The sequence below is a fragment of the Burkholderia sp. MSMB2157WGS genome (assembly GCF_001532755.1).
Taxonomy (GTDB): domain Bacteria; phylum Pseudomonadota; class Gammaproteobacteria; order Burkholderiales; family Burkholderiaceae; genus Burkholderia.
Genome location: NZ_LPJG01000011.1, coordinates 842,044 through 858,415 on the forward strand (window position 1 = coordinate 842,044; position 16,372 = coordinate 858,415).

A 16,372-nucleotide genomic window follows, 5' to 3' on the forward strand; every position below is an offset into this window, starting at 1 on the left:
ACTCGAAGCGACGAACGACGCGGCACGCGTGACGCGCGCCGCCGCCGATCATGACAGCTTCCCGTGACATTGCTTGTACTTCTTGCCGCTGCCGCACGGGCACGGGTCGTTGCGGCCGACCTTCGGCATTTCGCCGCCGGGGCCGCTGTGCGTCATCGCGCTGCCGACCATGTCGGCCGTCGCCGTGGCGGCCGCCGCAGCCGTGACGTTCGCCACCGGCGCGCCGGCGTCCGCGTAGTCGGCGTGCTGGTATTCGACGTTCTCGAGATGACCGCCGCGCTCCTCGATCTGCTCGGCGGCCTCCTCGAGCTGCTCCGGCGACTGGATCTGCACGTTCATCACGATGCGCGTGACTTCCTGCTTGATCGCGTCGAGCATCGCGGCGAACAGCTCGAACGCCTCGCGCTTGTATTCCTGCTTCGGATTCTTCTGCGCATAGCCGCGCAGATGGATACCCTGGCGCAGGTGGTCGAGCGCCGCGAGGTGTTCGCGCCACAGGCGGTCGACCGTCTGCAGCATCACCGAACGCTCGAATGCGCTGAACGATTCGCGGCCGACCATCGCGACCTTCGCCTCGTACTGCTCGTCGGCGGCCGTCATCACCGCGTCGAGAATCTCCTCGGCCGTGATCGACGACGACTCGTTCACCATTTCCTGGATCGCGAGGTCGAGCTGCCAGTCGTTGCGCAACGCTTCCTCGAGCTCGGGCACGTCCCACTGCTCTTCGATGCTGCCTTCCGGCACGAACTGGCGGACGACTTCGGTAATCACGCCGTGACGCATCGCGGTGATCGTCTCGGTGATGTCGTGCGCCTCGAGCAATTCGTTGCGCTGCTGGTAGATCACCTTGCGCTGGTCGTTCGACACGTCGTCGTATTCGAGCAGTTGCTTGCGGATGTCGAAGTTGCGCGCTTCGACCTTGCGCTGCGCCGATTCGATCGACCGCGTGACGATGCCCGCTTCGATCGCCTCGCCTTCCGGCATCTTCAGGCGATCCATGATCGAGCGCACGCGGTCGCCCGCGAAGATGCGCAGCAGCGGATCGTCGAGCGACAGGTAGAAGCGCGACGAGCCCGGATCGCCCTGGCGGCCCGCACGGCCGCGCAACTGGTTGTCGATCCGGCGCGATTCGTGGCGCTCGGTGCCGATGATGTGCAGGCCGCCCGCGGCCTTCACCTGCTCGTGCAGCGTTTCCCACTCGTCGTGCAGCTTCTGGATGCGGCGCGCCTTTTCGTCGGCCGGGATCGTGTCGTCGGCCTCGATGAACGCGGCCTGCTTCTCGACGTTGCCGCCGAGCACGATGTCGGTACCGCGGCCGGCCATGTTGGTCGCGATCGTCACGCGGTTCGGACGGCCGGCTTCCGCGACGATCGCCGCTTCGCGCTCGTGCTGCTTCGCGTTCAGCACTTCGTGCGGCAGCCCGGCCTGCTTCAGCAGGTGCGACAGCAGTTCGGAGTTCTCGATCGACGTCGTGCCGACCAGCACCGGCTGGCCGCGCTCGTAGCAGTCGCGGATGTCGCGGATCACCGCGTCGTAGCGCTCCTTGGCCGTCTTGTAGATCTGGTCCTGCTTGTCGATCCGCTTCGGCGGGCGGTTGGTCGGGATCACGACCGTCTCGAGGCCGTAGATCTCGTTGAATTCGTATGCCTCGGTATCCGCGGTACCGGTCATGCCGGCCAGCTTCGCGTACATCCGGAAGTAGTTCTGGAACGTGATCGATGCGAGCGTCTGGTTCTCGCTCTGGATCTTCACGTGCTCCTTCGCCTCGACGGCCTGATGCAGGCCGTCGGACCAGCGGCGGCCCGCCATCAGGCGGCCCGTGAATTCGTCGACGATGACCACTTCGCCGTTCTGCACGACGTAATGCTGATCCTTGTGGAACAGCGTGTGGGCGCGCAGCGCCGCGTACACGTGGTGCATCAGCGTGATGTTCTGCGGCGCGTACAGGCTTTCGCCCTCGCCGATCAGGCCCCATTCGGCGAGCAGGCGCTCGGCCTTCTCGTGGCCCGATTCCGTCAGGAACACCTGGCGCGCCTTCTCGTCGAGCGTGTAGTCGCCCGGCTTCTCGACGCCCGTGCCGTCGGCCTTCTCTTCGCCGATCTGGCGCTCGAGCAGCGGCGGCAGCGCGTTCATCCGCACGTACAGCTCGGTGTGATCCTCGGCCTGACCCGAAATGATCAGCGGCGTCCGCGCTTCGTCGATCAGGATCGAGTCCACTTCGTCGACGACCGCGAAGTTCAGCGCCCGCTGCACGCGCGCGTCGGTCTCGTAGACCATGTTGTCGCGCAGGTAGTCGAAGCCGAATTCGTTGTTCGTGCCGTACGTGATGTCCGCCGCGTAGGCCTGCTGCTTCTGGTCGTGCTCCATGCCGGACAGGTTGATGCCAACCGACAGACCGAGGAAATTGTAGAGGCGCGCCATCCATTCGGCGTCGCGCTGCGCGAGGTAATCGTTGACGGTCACGACGTGCACGCCGCGGCCGGCCAGCGCATTCAGGTACACGGGCAGCGTCGCGACGAGCGTCTTGCCCTCGCCCGTGCGCATTTCCGCGATCTTGCCGTAGTGAAGCACCATGCCGCCGATCATCTGCACGTCGAAGTGCCGCATCTTCAGCACGCGGCGGCTCGCCTCGCGACAGACCGCGAAGGCCTCGGGCAACAGCTTGTCGAGCGACTCGCCGGCCGCGACCCGCTGGCGGAATTCATCCGTCTTGCCGCGCAACTGGTCGTCCGTCAGCTTCTCGATCTGCGTTTCGAGCGCATTGATCGTCGCGACGGTCTTTTGGTATTGCTTGACGAGCCGCTGGTTGCGGCTGCCAAAAATTTTCTGGAGAAAACCGGTTGTCATCGGATCGGATCCTGCGTCGCAGCACCGGCGCCCGGCGCGTGTTGCGCGCCCCGGCGCCCGAGCCTCGGCGGCTTAGCGAATTAGTGGACTCAAACGTCGAATTTTAGCACGCGGGGACGCATGCGCCTGCGTCCCGGCCGGACGGGCATTGCGCGCCCAAGCCGGGCGGACACGGGCGAAAGCTGCCCGTGCGCGGGCCGGCGCGGGTACAATCGGCTGCAACGTCCGCGCGCGTACGCGCTCGAAGAATGCCTCGATGAACCGATTTTCCAAGCGTTTCGGCCCGCTCGCCGCCTATCGCCCGCAACCCGTGTCGGAAGTGCTCGGTCGGACCGACGCATTCGCGGCGCTGCGCGCCGGCGTCGAGCAGATCGCCTCGCTGCAGCGCGACCTGGGCGCGTGCCTGCCCGACTATCTCGCGAATCACGTCGAACCGGGCTTCATCAAGGACGGCACCCTGACCCTCTTTGCCGCGCACAATGCGCTGGCCGCACGGCTGCGGCAGGTCGAAATGCGGCTGCTCGGCGATCTCCAGAAACGCGGCTGGCCGGTGACGACGCTGCGCGTGCGCGTGCGGCCGAAGGACGCGCCGCCGCCGCCGCCCGTGAAGCAGGCGCGGATGACGTCGACCGGCGCCGCCGCGCTGCGCGATCTCGCCGACCACCTCGAACCGTCGCCGCTGCAGGCCGCGCTCGCGCGGATGGCGGCACGGCATGGTGCGAAGCCGCGTTGACGCACAGGCCGCGAGCAACCGCCAGCCAATAAAAAAGCGACCCGATGGGTCGCTTTTTTATCGCTTGCGCCGAACGCCGGTCACGCGAAAGCCGTCTGCGCGTCGAATGCAAACCCCTTCGGCGCAGCCTGCGGATCGTCGAACGTCACGATCTCGTACGCGTCTTCGTGTGCGAGCAACTCGCGCAGCAGCGCGTTGTTCAGGCCGTGGCCCGACTTGTACGCGGTGTACGAAGCCAGCAGCGGGTGGCCGATCACGTACAGGTCGCCGATCGCGTCGAGCATCTTGTGCTTCACGAACTCGTCGTCGTAGCGCAGCCCGTCGTTGTTCAGGATCCGGTACTCGTCGAGCACGATCGCGTTGTCCATGCTGCCGCCGCGCGCCAGGCCGATCTCGCGCAGCATCTCGGCCTCGTGCGCGAAACCGAACGTGCGCGCACGCGCGATCTCGCGCACGTACGACGTGGTCGCGAAATCGACTTCGAGCTCCTGACCCGTCTTGTCGACGGCCGGGTGGCGGAAGTCGATCGAGAACTTCAGCTTGAAGCCGAAATACGGATCGAGACGCGCGAACTTGTCGCCATCGCGGATTTCGACCGGCTTCTTCACCTTGATGAAGCGCTTCGGCGCGTTCTGCTCCTCGATGCCGGCGGACTGGATCAGGAACACGAACGTGGCCGCGCTACCGTCCATGATCGGGATTTCCTCGGCCGTCACGTCGACATACAGGTTGTCGATACCGAGACCCGCACACGCGGACATCAGGTGCTCGACCGTCGACACGCGCACGCCATCCTTCTGCAACACCGACGCGAGCCGCGTGTCGCCGATCGACATCGCCGATGCGGGAATGTCGACCGGCGTCGGCAGGTCGACGCGTGAAAAGACGATGCCCGTGCCGGGCGCGGCGGGACGGAGCGTCAACTCGATCTTGCGGCCCGAGTGGACACCGATACCCACGGTCTTCACGATGGATTTGATGGTGCGCTGCTTCAACATGGTCTTCTTCGTCTTGATTGAAGATATCAATCAGGAGTTATATTCGATAGGCGGGATTATAGCGTAATTCCCTATTCGACGCTGTCCGAAACTGCGTATCAATCTGTTTCGACAGTTTACCCGCGCCGATACGGGACGGGCCGATGCCCGGAACGGAGGCGTTTCCGGTCATCAGCCCGTGTTACAACTGCCCTGAGGCCGGCGAGCAGCGTTGCCGGAAGGCAACGGCGCACCGCACGATCAGGACGTCAACGTCGCGAGAACACTCGCCGCATCGCTCACTTCGAATTTGCCCGGCGCCTCGACGGCCAGCGTCTTGACCACACCGCCGTCAACCACCATCGCGTAGCGCAGGGAACGAATTCCCATGCCACGCGCGGACAAATCCTGCGTCAGCCCCAGCGCATGAGTGAAAGCCGCGCTGCCGTCCGCCATCATGCGCACCTTGCCCGCGGTGTGCAGATCACGTCCCCATGCGCCCATCACGAATGCGTCGTTGACGGACACGCACCAGATCTCGTCGATCCCCGCCGCGCGCAATTGCTCGGCGTGCTCGACGTAGCCCGGCACATGCTGCGCCGAACAGGTCGGAGTGAACGCGCCCGGCAATCCGAAGATCACCATCCGCTTTCCCGCAACCTGGTCGCGCACGCTGTAGGCGTTCGGCCCCAGCGTGCACCCTTCGCGCGCTTCGTCGACGAACTCGAACAATTGCGCGTCGGGCAGCGCGTCGCCCACTTGAATCATGGCTGGTCCCTCATAGCGATACGGTTTTTCAGCGTGTTGCGGACAGCACGGCCCATCCCGCCTCGCTCGAGCGAAGAGGGCACCTTTCCCGGCCCGGCGTCGCATCCGACGCGGCCTGTCGTGGTCCGTAGCATCCGTCACGCCGGCGATACCGCGGCGGTGTCGCCGCGGCTTCGCCTGTGTTTGCGTCAGTCAGCCTGCTTGCGCAGGAAAGCCGGGATGTCGTACGTGTCGACACCCTTCTCCTGCAGAGCCTGCACGTGCGATGCCGCGGTTTCGCGCGAATTGCGCCACACCGCCGGCGTGTCGAGCGCGCCGTAGTCGGCCGTGCTGACGTGATGCGGCTGCGCATAGCCGTGCGACACCGCGCTGACCGGCTGGTTGTCCGTACCCGTGCGCAGCAGCGTCATCGGAGCCGACTGCTGCTTCTTCGCCGCACGGCCCAGACCCGTCGCCACGACCGTCACGCGCAGTGCATCGCCCATCGCGTCGTCGTACACCGCACCGAAGATCACCGTCGCATCTTCCGCCGCGTAGCTCTTGATCGTGTTCATCACTTCGCGCGTTTCCGACAGGCGCAGCGAACGGCTCGACGTGATGTTGACCAGCACGCCGCGCGCGCCCGACAGATCGACGCCTTCGAGCAGCGGGCTCGCCACGGCCTGTTCCGCCGCGAGGCGCGCGCGATCGACGCCGGCGACCGTCGCCGTGCCCATCATCGCCTTGCCCTGCTCGCCCATCACCGTCTTCACGTCTTCGAAGTCGACGTTCACGAGGCCGTCGACGTTGATGATTTCCGCGATACCCGCCACCGCGTTGTTCAACACGTCGTCCGCGCACTGGAAGCACTTGTCCATCTCGGCGTCATCGCCCATCACGTCGAACAGCTTGTCGTTCAGGACGACGATCAGCGAGTCGACGTGATCCTCCAGTTGCTGCGAGCCTGCTTCGGCGACGCGCATGCGCTTGCCGCCCTCGAACTCGAACGGCTTGCTGACGACACCGACCGTCAGAATGCCCATCTCCTTCGCGATCTGCGCGACCACCGGTGCCGCGCCCGTGCCCGTGCCGCCACCCATGCCGGCCGTGATGAACACCATGTGCGCGCCGCGCAGTGCGTCGGCGATGCGCTCACGCGCCTCTTCCGCTGCCGCACGGCCCATTTCCGGCTTCGCGCCGGCGCCAAGACCCGTGTTGCCAAGCTGGATCACCGACGATGCGCGCGAACGCGACAGCGCCTGGGCGTCCGTGTTCATCACGATGAAGTCGACGCCCTGCACGCCGCGGTTGATCATGTGCTGGACGGCATTGCCGCCAGCGCCGCCAACGCCGACCACCTTGATGATGGTGCCGTTGGTTTCGGTTTCCAGCATTTCGAATTCCATTGTTGCCTCCGTCAAGAGAATGACTGCTACTCGGCCGTTATTCGGCAGGAGATCGGGCAACCCCCTGTCGCGCGCCAGCCGCCGGCACCAGCGCGAATTTCGATTCGGTTTGTCAGAAGTTGCTCAGGAACCATTCCTTCATCCGCGAGAACACTTGCCCCGCGTTGCCGGACTGCACGGCGACCTTGCGGCCGCGCATGCGCTGCGCACTGCCTTCGACGAGCAGCCCCATCGCCGTCGAGTAGCGCGGATTGCGCACGACGTCGGAAAGGCCGCCTGCATATTCCGGCGCGCCGATGCGCACCGGTTTCAGGAAAATGTCCTCGCCGAGCTCGACCATGCCCGGCATCATCGACGCGCCGCCGGTAATGACCACGCCGGAGCTCAGGAGTTCTTCGTAACCCGATTCGCGCACGACCTGCTGCACGAGCGAGAACAGTTCCTCGACGCGCGGCTCGATCACGGCCGCGAGCGCCTGACGCGACAGCGTGCGCGGGCCGCGTTCGCCGAGGCCCGGCACTTCCACCATTTCGTCCGGATCGGCGAGCGCCTGCTTCGCGATCCCGTAGCCGACCTTGATGTCTTCCGCATCCGGCGTCGGCGTGCGCAGCGCCATCGCGATGTCGCTCGTGATCTGGTCGCCAGCGATCGGGATCACCGCCGTGTGGCGGATCGCGCCTTCGGCGAAGATCGCGATGTCCGTCGTGCCGCCGCCGATGTCGACCAGCACCACGCCGAGATCCTTCTCGTCTTCGGTCAGCACCGCGAGCGATGACGCGAGCGGCTGCAGGATCAGGTCGTTCACTTCCAGCCCGCAGCGGCGCACGCACTTGACGATGTTCTGCGCGGCGCTCACCGCGCCCGTCACGATGTGCACCTTCACTTCCAGCCGGATGCCGCTCATCCCGATCGGCTCGCGCACGTCTTCCTGGCCGTCGATGATGAATTCCTGCGTGAGGATGTGCAGCACCTGCTGGTCGGTCGGGATGTTGATCGCCTTCGCGGTCTCGATCACGCGCGCGACGTCCGTCTGCGTGACTTCCTTGTCCTTGATCGCGACCATCCCGCTCGAGTTGAAGCTGCGGATGTGGCTGCCCGCGATCCCCGTGAACACGTTGGTGATCTTGCAGTCGGCCATCAGCTCGGCTTCCTCGAGCGCGCGCTGGATCGACTGCACGGTGGCCTCGATGTTCACCACCACGCCTTTCTTCAGACCCTTCGACTCGCTCTGGCCGAGACCGATCACCTCGTAGTGGCCCTCGCCCTTCAGCTCGGCGACGATGGCCACCACCTTCGACGTGCCGATGTCGAGGGAAACCAGCAGATCCTTGTAGTCTTTGCTCATAAAGTGCTCTTGCGTGTGATCTCTCGTTACTTCTTGCGCTTGTCGGTATCGGTCAGGAACCGCATGCCCGCCGCGCGAATCGCGAATCCGTTCGGATAACGCAGATCCGCGTACTCGATGTCGTTGCCCCAACGCTCCGTAACGGCCGGCCACGCGGCCACCAGGCGCTGGCTCCGGTCATGCAGCGTGTCGCTGTTGCGCTCCTTGCCCAGCTCGACCTGCATGCCGTTCGACAGCTTCACCGTCCACGCGTACCGCGCCGACAGCGTCACTTCTTCCGGCGCCGCCTTCAGCGGCGCAAACCATTTCCCGAAGTCGCGATACCGCGCGACGACTTCCTTCGCGCTGCCTTCCGGCCCGTCGAACGCCGGCAGCGCCTGCTCCAGCTCGCCCTGGTTCGCGGTGAACAGCTCGCCGTCCACGCTCACGAGCTGATCGCTGCCCCAGGTCCCGAGCGGTTTGTACTCCTCGAGCGTGACAGCCAGCGCATTCGGCCACACCCGACGCACGCTCGCATGTCGCACCCACGGCATCTGCTCGAACGCGGCGCGCGCCGTATCGAGATCGACCGTGAAGAAATTGCCCTTCAGCCGGCCGACCACGCCCGCGCGCACCGTCGGCGAATTGATGTGCTCGGTGTCGCCGTCGATCCGGATTTCCCGCAGCGCGAACGTCGGGCGCTGGATCAGCCAGTAGCAGCCGGCCGCCGCCAACACGAGCAGCAGCAGCGCGTACAGCGCGCTGGCGGCAAGGTTGAGTTGGCGAACGTTGTTCCACATACGTCGTTCCGTTCCTGCGTCAGTCGTTGAGCGTGAGCGACAGCACCTTCACGACCAGCTCCGAATAGCCGATGCCGACCGCGCGCGCGGCCTTCGGCGGCAGCGAGTGGTCGGTCATCCCGGGGGCCGTGTTCACTTCCAGGAAATACGCATTGCCGGCCGCGTCGAGCATGAAATCCGCGCGGCCCCAGTCGGTGCAGCCGAGCACGTCGAACGCACGGCGCGCGATGCGCTTCAGCTCCGCTTCCTGTTGCGCCGGCAGGCCGCACGGGATCAGGTACTGCGTATCGTCGGCGACGTACTTCGCGTGGTAGTCGTAGAACTCGCCGGCCGGCACGATCTTGATCAGCGGCAGGTCGAGATCGCCGGCGATGCACGCGGTGTATTCGCCGCCGCCTTCGATGCTCTTCTCGACGATCACGATCTTGTCGTGCGTCGCGGCTTCCGCGAGCGCGGCCGGCAGCGCGTCGGCCGTCTTCACCTTCAGCACCGCGACACTCGAGCCTTCGCTCGCCGGCTTCACGAACAGCGGCAGGCCGAGCTTCGCGACGATGTCGGTCGCGCGCGCGGCCAGGTCGTCGCCGCGCATCACCGTCTCGAACGGCGGCGTCGGCACGCCCGTCTGCTGCCACACGAGCTTCGTGCGGAACTTGTCGAGGCCGAGCGCCGAGCCGAGCACGCCGCTGCCCGTGTAGCGGATACCGTAGAAATCGAGCGCGCCCTGAATCTGGCCGTTCTCGCCGTAGCCGCCGTGCAGCGCATTGAACGCGCGCACGAAGCCTTCGTCCTTCAGGGCCGACAGCGGCCGCTCGGCCGGGTCGAACGGATGCGCGTCGACGCCCGCGTCGCGCAGGCCCTGCAGCACGAGGCGGCCCGAGGTGAGCGACACCTCGCGCTCGGCGGATTCGCCGCCGAACAACACCGCCACCTTGCCGAAACGTTTCGGATCGATCCCGCTCATGTCAGCCTCCGCCGGGCCGCCCCAAGGAGGCTGACCGCCCCCGCGGGGGGCAGCGAACGAAGTGAGCGTGGGGGTAGTTTCATGTCATGCCTTCTGTTGAGTGTGTCGCGCGAGCTTCGCCGGCACGCCGCCGATCGAGCCCGCACCCATCGTGATCACCACGTCGCCGTTCTGCGCGACCTTCGTCAATGCGTCCGGCACGTCGTCGATTGACGCGACGAATACCGGTTCAACCTTCCCCGCCGCGCGCAGCGCACGCGACAACGCATCGCCGCTGGCCGTCGGGATCGCGGCCTCACCGGCCGCATAGACTTCCGTCAGCACCAGCGCATCGACCGTCGACAGCACGTTGACGAAATCGTCGAAGCAGTCGCGCGTGCGCGTGTAGCGATGCGGCTGGAACGCCAGCACGAGGCGACGGCCCGGAAACGCGCCGCGCGCGGCCGCGATCGTCGCCGCCATCTCGACCGGGTGGTGACCGTAATCGTCGATCAGCGTGTACTGGCCGCCGTCCGCGCTCGGCACTTCGCCGTAACGCTGGAAGCGTCGGCCGACGCCGTTGAATTCCGCCAGCGCCCGCTGGATCGCGTCGTCCGCCACGCCGAGGTCGGTCGCGATCGCGATCGCCGCGAGCGCGTTCTGCACGTTGTGCAGGCCCGGCATGTTCAGCACGACCGCGAGCGGCGCGCGACCTTCGCGGATCACCGTGAAATGCATCCGGCCGTCGCGCGCGTCGATGTCTTCCGCGCGCACCTGCGCGTCCGGCGACAGGCCGTAGCGCACCACCGGCTTCGAGATGAACGGGATGATCTGCCGCACGTTCGGATCGTCGACGCACACGACCGCGCTGCCGTAGAACGGCAGCCGCTGCGTGAATTCGATGAACGCCTGCTTGAGCCGCGCGAAATCGTGGCCGTAGGTGTCCATGTGGTCGGCGTCGATGTTCGTGATGACTTCGATCACCGGATAGAGGTTCAGGAACGACGCATCCGACTCGTCGGCCTCGGCGACGATGAAGTCGCCCGTGCCGAGCCGCGCGTTCGCGCCGGCGCTGATCAGCCGGCCGCCGATCACGAAGGTCGGGTCCAGCCCGCCCGCCGCGAGCACGCTCGCGACCAGGCTCGTCGTCGTGGTCTTGCCGTGCGTGCCGGCGATCGCGATCCCCTGCTTCAGGCGCATCAGCTCCGCGAGCATCACCGCGCGCTGCACGATCGGCACGCGCTTCGCGCGCGCGGCCAGCACTTCCGGGTTGTCCGAGCGCACGGCCGTCGACACGACGACCGCGTTCGCGCCCTCGATGTTCGCCGCGTCGTGGCCGATCGCGATCCGCGCGCCCAGCGCCTCGAGACGATCGGTCACCGCATTGCGCGACAGGTCCGAGCCGCTGACCGCGTAGCCGAGGTTGACGAGCACTTCGGCGATGCCGCTCATGCCCGCGCCGCCGATCCCGACGAAATGAATGTGTTTGACGATGTGTTTCATTGCAGTTGTTCCAGGTTCGCGCCGGCCGCCTTCGCGCAGACGCGCGCGACTTCGTCGGTGGCCTCGGGCTTCGCGAGCGCGCGCGAACGTTCCGCCATGGCCGCGAGCGATGCCCGCGACTGGCCGCGCAGCCAGTCGGCGAGCAGTTCCGCCGACAGGTCGCGTTGTTGCACCAGCACGGCCGCGCCCGCATCGGCGAGGAACGCGGCGTTGGTCGTCTGGTGATCGTCGACCGCGTACGGGAACGGCACGAACAGCGCCGCCACGCCCACCGCCGCGATCTCCGACACCGTCATCGCACCCGACCGGCAGATCACCAGATCCGCTGCCGCATACGCGGCCGCCATGTCGTCGATGAACGGCACGAGCCGCACGTCTTCGCCGGCCGCGAAACCGGCCGCTTCGTAATTCGCCTTCAATGCGTCGATGTGCTTCACGCCGGCCTGGTGCACGACGCGCGGGCGCTCGCCCGGCGACAGCAGCGCCAGCGCGCGCGGCACGACTTCGTTCAGCGCGGCCGCCCCGAGGCTGCCGCCGACGACCAGCACGTTCAGCGCTCCGCTGCGCGACGCATAGCGTGCCTGGGGCGGCTCGGTGTGCGCAAGTTCCGCGCGAATCGGGTTACCCGTCCATTCCGCGTGCGGCAGCGCGCCGGGGAACGCGACGAGCACGCGCTTCGCGAGTTTCGCGAGCACCTTGTTGGTCAGGCCCGCGATCGAATTCTGCTCATGCAGCACGAGCGGACGCCCCGACAACGCGGTCATCACGCCCGCCGGGAACGTGATGTAGCCGCCCATTCCGAGCACGACGTCCGGTCGCACGCGGCGCAGCGCGCCGAGGCTCTGCCAGCATGCGCGCAGCAGGTTGACCGGCAGCGTCAGCTTGGTCTTCAGACCCTTGCCGCGCAGCCCGCCGAACCGCACGTACTCCATCGGAATGCCGTGCTTCGGCACGAGCGTCGCTTCCATCCCGGCCGGATTGCCGAGCCATACGACGCGCCAGCCCGCCGCTTCCATCCGGTGCGCGACCGCGAGCCCGGGGAACACGTGCCCCCCGGTGCCGCCTGCCATCACCATCAGCGTGCGTTGCGACGCGGTCATACCTTCCCTCCGCGCATCAGGACGCGATTTTCATAATCGACCCGCAGCAGCACCGCGAGCGCGACGCAGTTCAGCAGGATGCCCGAACCGCCGTAGCTCACGAGCGGCAGCGTCAAGCCCTTGGTGGGCAGCAGCCCGAGGTTCACGCCCATGTTGATGAACGTCTGCGCGCCGAACCAGATGCCGATGCCCTTCGCCATCAGGCCCGCGAACGTGCGATCGAGCGCGAGCGCCTGGCGGCCGATCTCGAACGCGCGGCGCACGATCCAGTAGAACAGCAGGATCACGACCAGCACGCCGACGAAGCCGAGCTCCTCGCCGATCACCGCGAGGATGAAGTCGGTATGGGCTTCCGGCAGGTAATTCAGCTTCTCGACGCTGCCGCCGAGGCCGACGCCGAACCACTCGCCGCGGCCGAACGCGATCAGCGAGTGCGTGAGCTGGTAAGCCTTGCCCTGCGCGTAGCGCTCGTCCCACGGATCGAGATACGCGAAGATCCGCTCGCGACGCCACGGCGACAGCCACACGAGCATCGTGAACGTGCCGACCGCCGTCGCGACCAGGCCGCCGAACAGCTTGCCGTTCACGCCGCCGAGGAACAGCACGCCCATCGCGATCGCGGCGACCACCATGAACGCGCCCATGTCGGGCTCGAGCAGCAGCAGCGCGCCGACCAGGCCGACCGCGAACGCCATCGGCAGGAAGCCCTTCGCGAAGCTCTGCATGTATTCCTGCTTGCGCACCGTGTAGTTCGCTGCGTAGATCGTCACGGCGAGCTTCATGATTTCCGACGGCTGCATGTTCGTGATGCCGAGCGGAATCCAGCGGCGCGCACCGTTCACGCCCTTGCCGACGTGCGGGATCAGCACGATCACGAGGCCGACGAGCGCGATCAGGAAAAGATGCGGCGCGTACTTGTCCCAGGTCGACACCGGCACGCGGAACGCGATCACCGCCGCGACGAACGCGACGGCGAGCGACACGCAGTGACGCATCAGGAACGCGTAATCGTGATACGACGCGTATTTCGGCGAATCGGGCATCGCGATCGACGCCGAATACACCATCACGACGCCGAGCCCGAGCAGCGCGATCGCGACCCACAGCAGCGAATAGTCGAAATCGAGCATCCGCGAACGGCTCGGGCGCACGCCGTTGACGACGCTCGCGAGGCCGCCCGTCGCGGCGCGCGTGGCCGATGCGACGCGGCCGCCCGCGGCATTGCCGCCGGCGTCGCGCCGGTCGTTGAAACGGGAGACGAGGCGATCGGACCAGCTCATGGCGTCGCTCCTTTGTCGATGGCGATTGCGTCGACCGCCGCGCGGAACACTTCCGCGCGATGGGCGTAGTTCCGGAACATGTCGAGGCTCGCGCACGCGGGCGACAGCAGCACCGCATCGCCCGGCTCGGCCAGATCGGCCGCCGCGCGCACCGCGCCTTCGAGCGTCGCGTGGTCGGCGAGCGGCACGCCGGTTTCGGCGAGCGTGTCGCGGATCGCCGGCGCGTCGTGGCCGATCAGCATCACCGCGCGGCACCAGCGCGCGACCGGCGCGACCAGCGGCGCGAAATCCTGCCCCTTGCCGTCGCCGCCCGCGATCAGCACGATCTTCTGCGCGAGCCCGTCGAGCGCGGCCACCGTCGCGCCGACGTTCGTGCCCTTGCTGTCGTCGACGTAATCCACGTCGTCGATCGTCGCGATCACTTCGACGCGATGCGCTTCGCCGCGGTATTCGCGCAGCGCGTGCAGCAGCGGCGCGGCCGGCAGGTCGATCGCACGCGCGAGCGCGAACGCGGCCAGCGCGTTCGCCGCGTTGTGCAGCCCGCGGATGCGCAGCGCGTCGGCCGGCATCAGGCGCTTCTGCGCGATGTCGGGCGTATGTGCGGCGTCGCGCTTGCGCCGGCGCGTCGTCGCCGCTTCATCCGGCGCGTCGCGATCGACGGCTTCCACCAGCCATGCGATACCGTTGTCGCGCGACAGCCCGTAGTCGCCGTCCTGCGTCGGTTCGTTCAGGCCGAACGTGACCGTGCGCGGCGCGTCGGCCGCGCCGGCTGCCGGCGCGAACTTCATCACGGCCGCGTCGTCGCGGTTCAGCACGCGCGTCGTCGTCGCGCCGAAGATCCGGCCCTTTGCCTGTGCGTACGCGTCGAAGCTGCCGTGCCAGTCGAGGTGGTCCTGCGTGATGTTGAGGATCGCGGCGGCATCGGGCGCAAACGTGCGCGCGGTCTCGAGCTGGAAGCTCGACAGTTCGAGCACCCATACGTCGGGCAGCGCGGTGTCGTCGATCGCGCTCGCGAGCCGGTCGAGCATCGCCGGGCTGATGTTGCCCGCGACGGCGACCTTCTTGCCCGAGCGCTGGCACAGCAGGCCCGTGAGGCTCGTCGTCGTGGTCTTGCCGTTGGTGCCGGTAATCGCGAGCACCTTCGGCTGGTAGCCGCTCGTGCCGAGCGCGCGCAGCGCCTGCGCGAAGAACTCCAGCTCGCCCCACACCGCGATACCGCGCTCGTTCGCGGCCGCGACCAGCGCCGCGAGGGCCGGCTCCAGCGGCGACAGCCCGGGGCTCAGCCCGACGAGCTCGATGCCGCCGTCGAGCAGCGCGGGCGTGAACGCGCCGCCGACGAATTCCGCATCGATGCCTTCGGCCTGCAGCGCGGCAAGGTTCGGCGGCGCCTCGCGGGTATCGGCAATACGCAGCCGGCACCCGTGCCTCGCGCACCATCGCGCGATCGCGAGACCCGATTCCCCGAGCCCCAGTACGAGCACCATCGGCCGTTGCCGATCTCCAAACATCTCGCCAGACATCCTTGTTACCTTTCCTTTACCGCAGCTTGAGGGTGGTCAGACCGAACAGGCACAGCATCAGCGTGATGATCCAGAAACGCACGACCACCTGCGTTTCCTTCCAGCCGGACAATTCGAAGTGGTGATGCAGCGGCGCCATCTTGAGCAGCCGCCGCCCTTCGCCGTAACGCTTCTTCGTGTACTTGAACCACGACACCTGCAGCATCACCGACAGCGTTTCCGCGACGAAGATGCCGCCCATGATGAACAGCACGATTTCCTGGCGCACGATCACCGCGACCGTGCCGAGCGCGCCGCCCAGCGCCAGCGCGCCGACGTCGCCCATGAACACCTGCGCGGGGTGCGTGTTGTACCAGAGGAACGCGAGCCCGGCCCCGCCCATGGCGGAACAGAAGATCAGCAGCTCGCCCGCGCCCGGAATGTGCGGGAACAGCAGATATTTTGAATAGACCGCGCTGCCCATCACGTACGCGAACACACCGAGCGACGCGCCGACCAGCACGACCGGCATGATCACGAGGCCGTCGAGGCCGTCGGTCAGATTCACCGCGTTGCTCGCGCCGACGATCACGAAGTAGGTCAGCACGATGAAGCCCCAGACGCCGAGCGGGTAGCTGATCGACTTCAGGAACGGCAGCATCAGGTCGGCGCGCGCCGGCAGCCCCATCGACAGGCCGCTCCTCACCCACGCCATGAACAGGTCGAACACGCGCACGTTGTTCGCCTCGGACACGCTGAACGCGAGATAGACGGCCGCGAACAGCCCGATCACCGACTGCCAGAAATACTTCTCGCGCGACGACATCCCGCGCGGGTCCTTGTGGACGACCTTGCGGTAATCGTCGACCCAGCCGATCACGCCGAAACCGAACGTGACGAGCATCACGATCCAGATGAAACGATTCGTCAGGTCGCCCCACAGCAGCGTCGCGACCGCGATGCCGATCAGGATCAGCACGCCGCCCATCGTCGGCGTGCCGGACTTGACGAGGTGGGTCTGCGGGCCGTCCTTGCGCACGGCCTGACCGACCTTCATTTGCGTCAGCTTGCGGATCACCCAAGGTCCGCACACGAGCCCGATCCCGAGCGCGGTGATGGTGGCCATCACCGCACGGAACGTGAGGTACGTGAACAAGCGCAAAAAGCTTGCGTCTCCTTGCAGCCATTGCGCCAGCGCCAGCAGCATGCTTCCTTC

General features: G+C 66.8%; 13 protein-coding genes. 1 reads left to right on the top strand and 12 read right to left on the bottom strand.

Annotation, left to right across the window (positions count from 1 at the left end; translation table 11 throughout):
• Positions 1 to 48: 48 nt before the first annotated feature.
• Positions 49 to 2,847 (bottom strand): preprotein translocase subunit SecA, encoded by a 2,799-nt coding sequence (gene secA, locus WT53_RS08545; RefSeq protein WP_034206330.1) that lies wholly within the window; start codon positions 2,845 to 2,847, stop codon positions 49 to 51.
• Positions 2,848 to 3,103: 256 nt separating this feature from the next.
• Here secA and WT53_RS08550 point away from each other — a divergent pair, with 256 nt between their 5' ends.
• Complete coding sequence (locus WT53_RS08550) at positions 3,104 to 3,580, top strand: DUF721 domain-containing protein (RefSeq protein ID WP_034206329.1); 477 nt, start codon at positions 3,104 to 3,106, stop codon at positions 3,578 to 3,580.
• An 80-nt stretch (positions 3,581 to 3,660) separates the two neighbouring features.
• On the opposite strand, the gene lpxC is transcribed toward WT53_RS08550, so the two are convergent.
• The 11 genes from lpxC to mraY form a co-directional block, all read right to left on the bottom strand.
• Positions 3,661 to 4,578 carry a UDP-3-O-acyl-N-acetylglucosamine deacetylase gene (lpxC, locus tag WT53_RS08555; protein WP_006487145.1) on the bottom strand — a complete coding sequence of 306 codons (918 nt, stop codon included), beginning with the start codon at positions 4,576 to 4,578 and terminating at the stop codon, positions 3,661 to 3,663.
• Between the two features lie 240 nt (positions 4,579 to 4,818).
• On the bottom strand, positions 4,819 to 5,325 hold the full coding sequence (locus WT53_RS08560; RefSeq protein WP_034206328.1) for a peroxiredoxin: 507 nt from the start codon (positions 5,323 to 5,325) through the stop codon (positions 4,819 to 4,821).
• Positions 5,326 to 5,513: 188 nt separating this feature from the next.
• Positions 5,514 to 6,710, bottom strand: coding sequence for a cell division protein FtsZ (gene ftsZ, locus WT53_RS08565; protein WP_006477012.1), 1,197 nt, complete (start codon positions 6,708 to 6,710; stop codon positions 5,514 to 5,516).
• A 112-nt stretch (positions 6,711 to 6,822) separates the two neighbouring features.
• Positions 6,823 to 8,055: a cell division protein FtsA gene (ftsA, locus tag WT53_RS08570; RefSeq protein WP_006487138.1), complete on the bottom strand. Its 1,233-nt coding sequence runs from the start codon at positions 8,053 to 8,055 to the stop codon at positions 6,823 to 6,825.
• Between the two features lie 26 nt (positions 8,056 to 8,081).
• The gene (locus WT53_RS08575) at positions 8,082 to 8,834 is read right to left on the bottom strand and encodes a cell division protein FtsQ/DivIB (RefSeq protein ID WP_034206327.1); all 753 of its coding nucleotides are present in this window, start codon (positions 8,832 to 8,834) and stop codon (positions 8,082 to 8,084) included.
• A 19-nt stretch (positions 8,835 to 8,853) separates the two neighbouring features.
• Positions 8,854 to 9,795: a D-alanine--D-alanine ligase gene (locus WT53_RS08580; protein WP_034206326.1), complete on the bottom strand. Its 942-nt coding sequence runs from the start codon at positions 9,793 to 9,795 to the stop codon at positions 8,854 to 8,856.
• Between the two features lie 84 nt (positions 9,796 to 9,879).
• Positions 9,880 to 11,277, bottom strand: a complete 1,398-nt coding sequence (murC, locus tag WT53_RS08585; protein WP_034206325.1) for a UDP-N-acetylmuramate--L-alanine ligase — start codon at positions 11,275 to 11,277, stop codon at positions 9,880 to 9,882.
• On the bottom strand, positions 11,274 to 12,377 hold the full coding sequence (gene murG / locus WT53_RS08590) for an undecaprenyldiphospho-muramoylpentapeptide beta-N-acetylglucosaminyltransferase (protein WP_059779093.1): 1,104 nt from the start codon (positions 12,375 to 12,377) through the stop codon (positions 11,274 to 11,276). The genes murC and murG overlap by 4 nt, the downstream gene beginning before the upstream one ends.
• Positions 12,374 to 13,657, bottom strand: a complete 1,284-nt coding sequence (ftsW, locus tag WT53_RS08595; RefSeq protein ID WP_027783454.1) for a putative lipid II flippase FtsW — start codon at positions 13,655 to 13,657, stop codon at positions 12,374 to 12,376. The genes murG and ftsW overlap by 4 nt, the downstream gene beginning before the upstream one ends.
• Positions 13,654 to 15,165, bottom strand: coding sequence for a UDP-N-acetylmuramoyl-L-alanine--D-glutamate ligase (gene murD / locus WT53_RS08600; RefSeq protein WP_060259168.1), 1,512 nt, complete (start codon positions 15,163 to 15,165; stop codon positions 13,654 to 13,656). The genes ftsW and murD overlap by 4 nt, the downstream gene beginning before the upstream one ends.
• Positions 15,166 to 15,193: 28 nt before the next feature.
• Complete coding sequence (gene mraY / locus WT53_RS08605) at positions 15,194 to 16,363, bottom strand: phospho-N-acetylmuramoyl-pentapeptide-transferase (RefSeq protein WP_006477019.1); 1,170 nt, start codon at positions 16,361 to 16,363, stop codon at positions 15,194 to 15,196.
• Positions 16,364 to 16,372 lie beyond the last annotated feature (9 nt).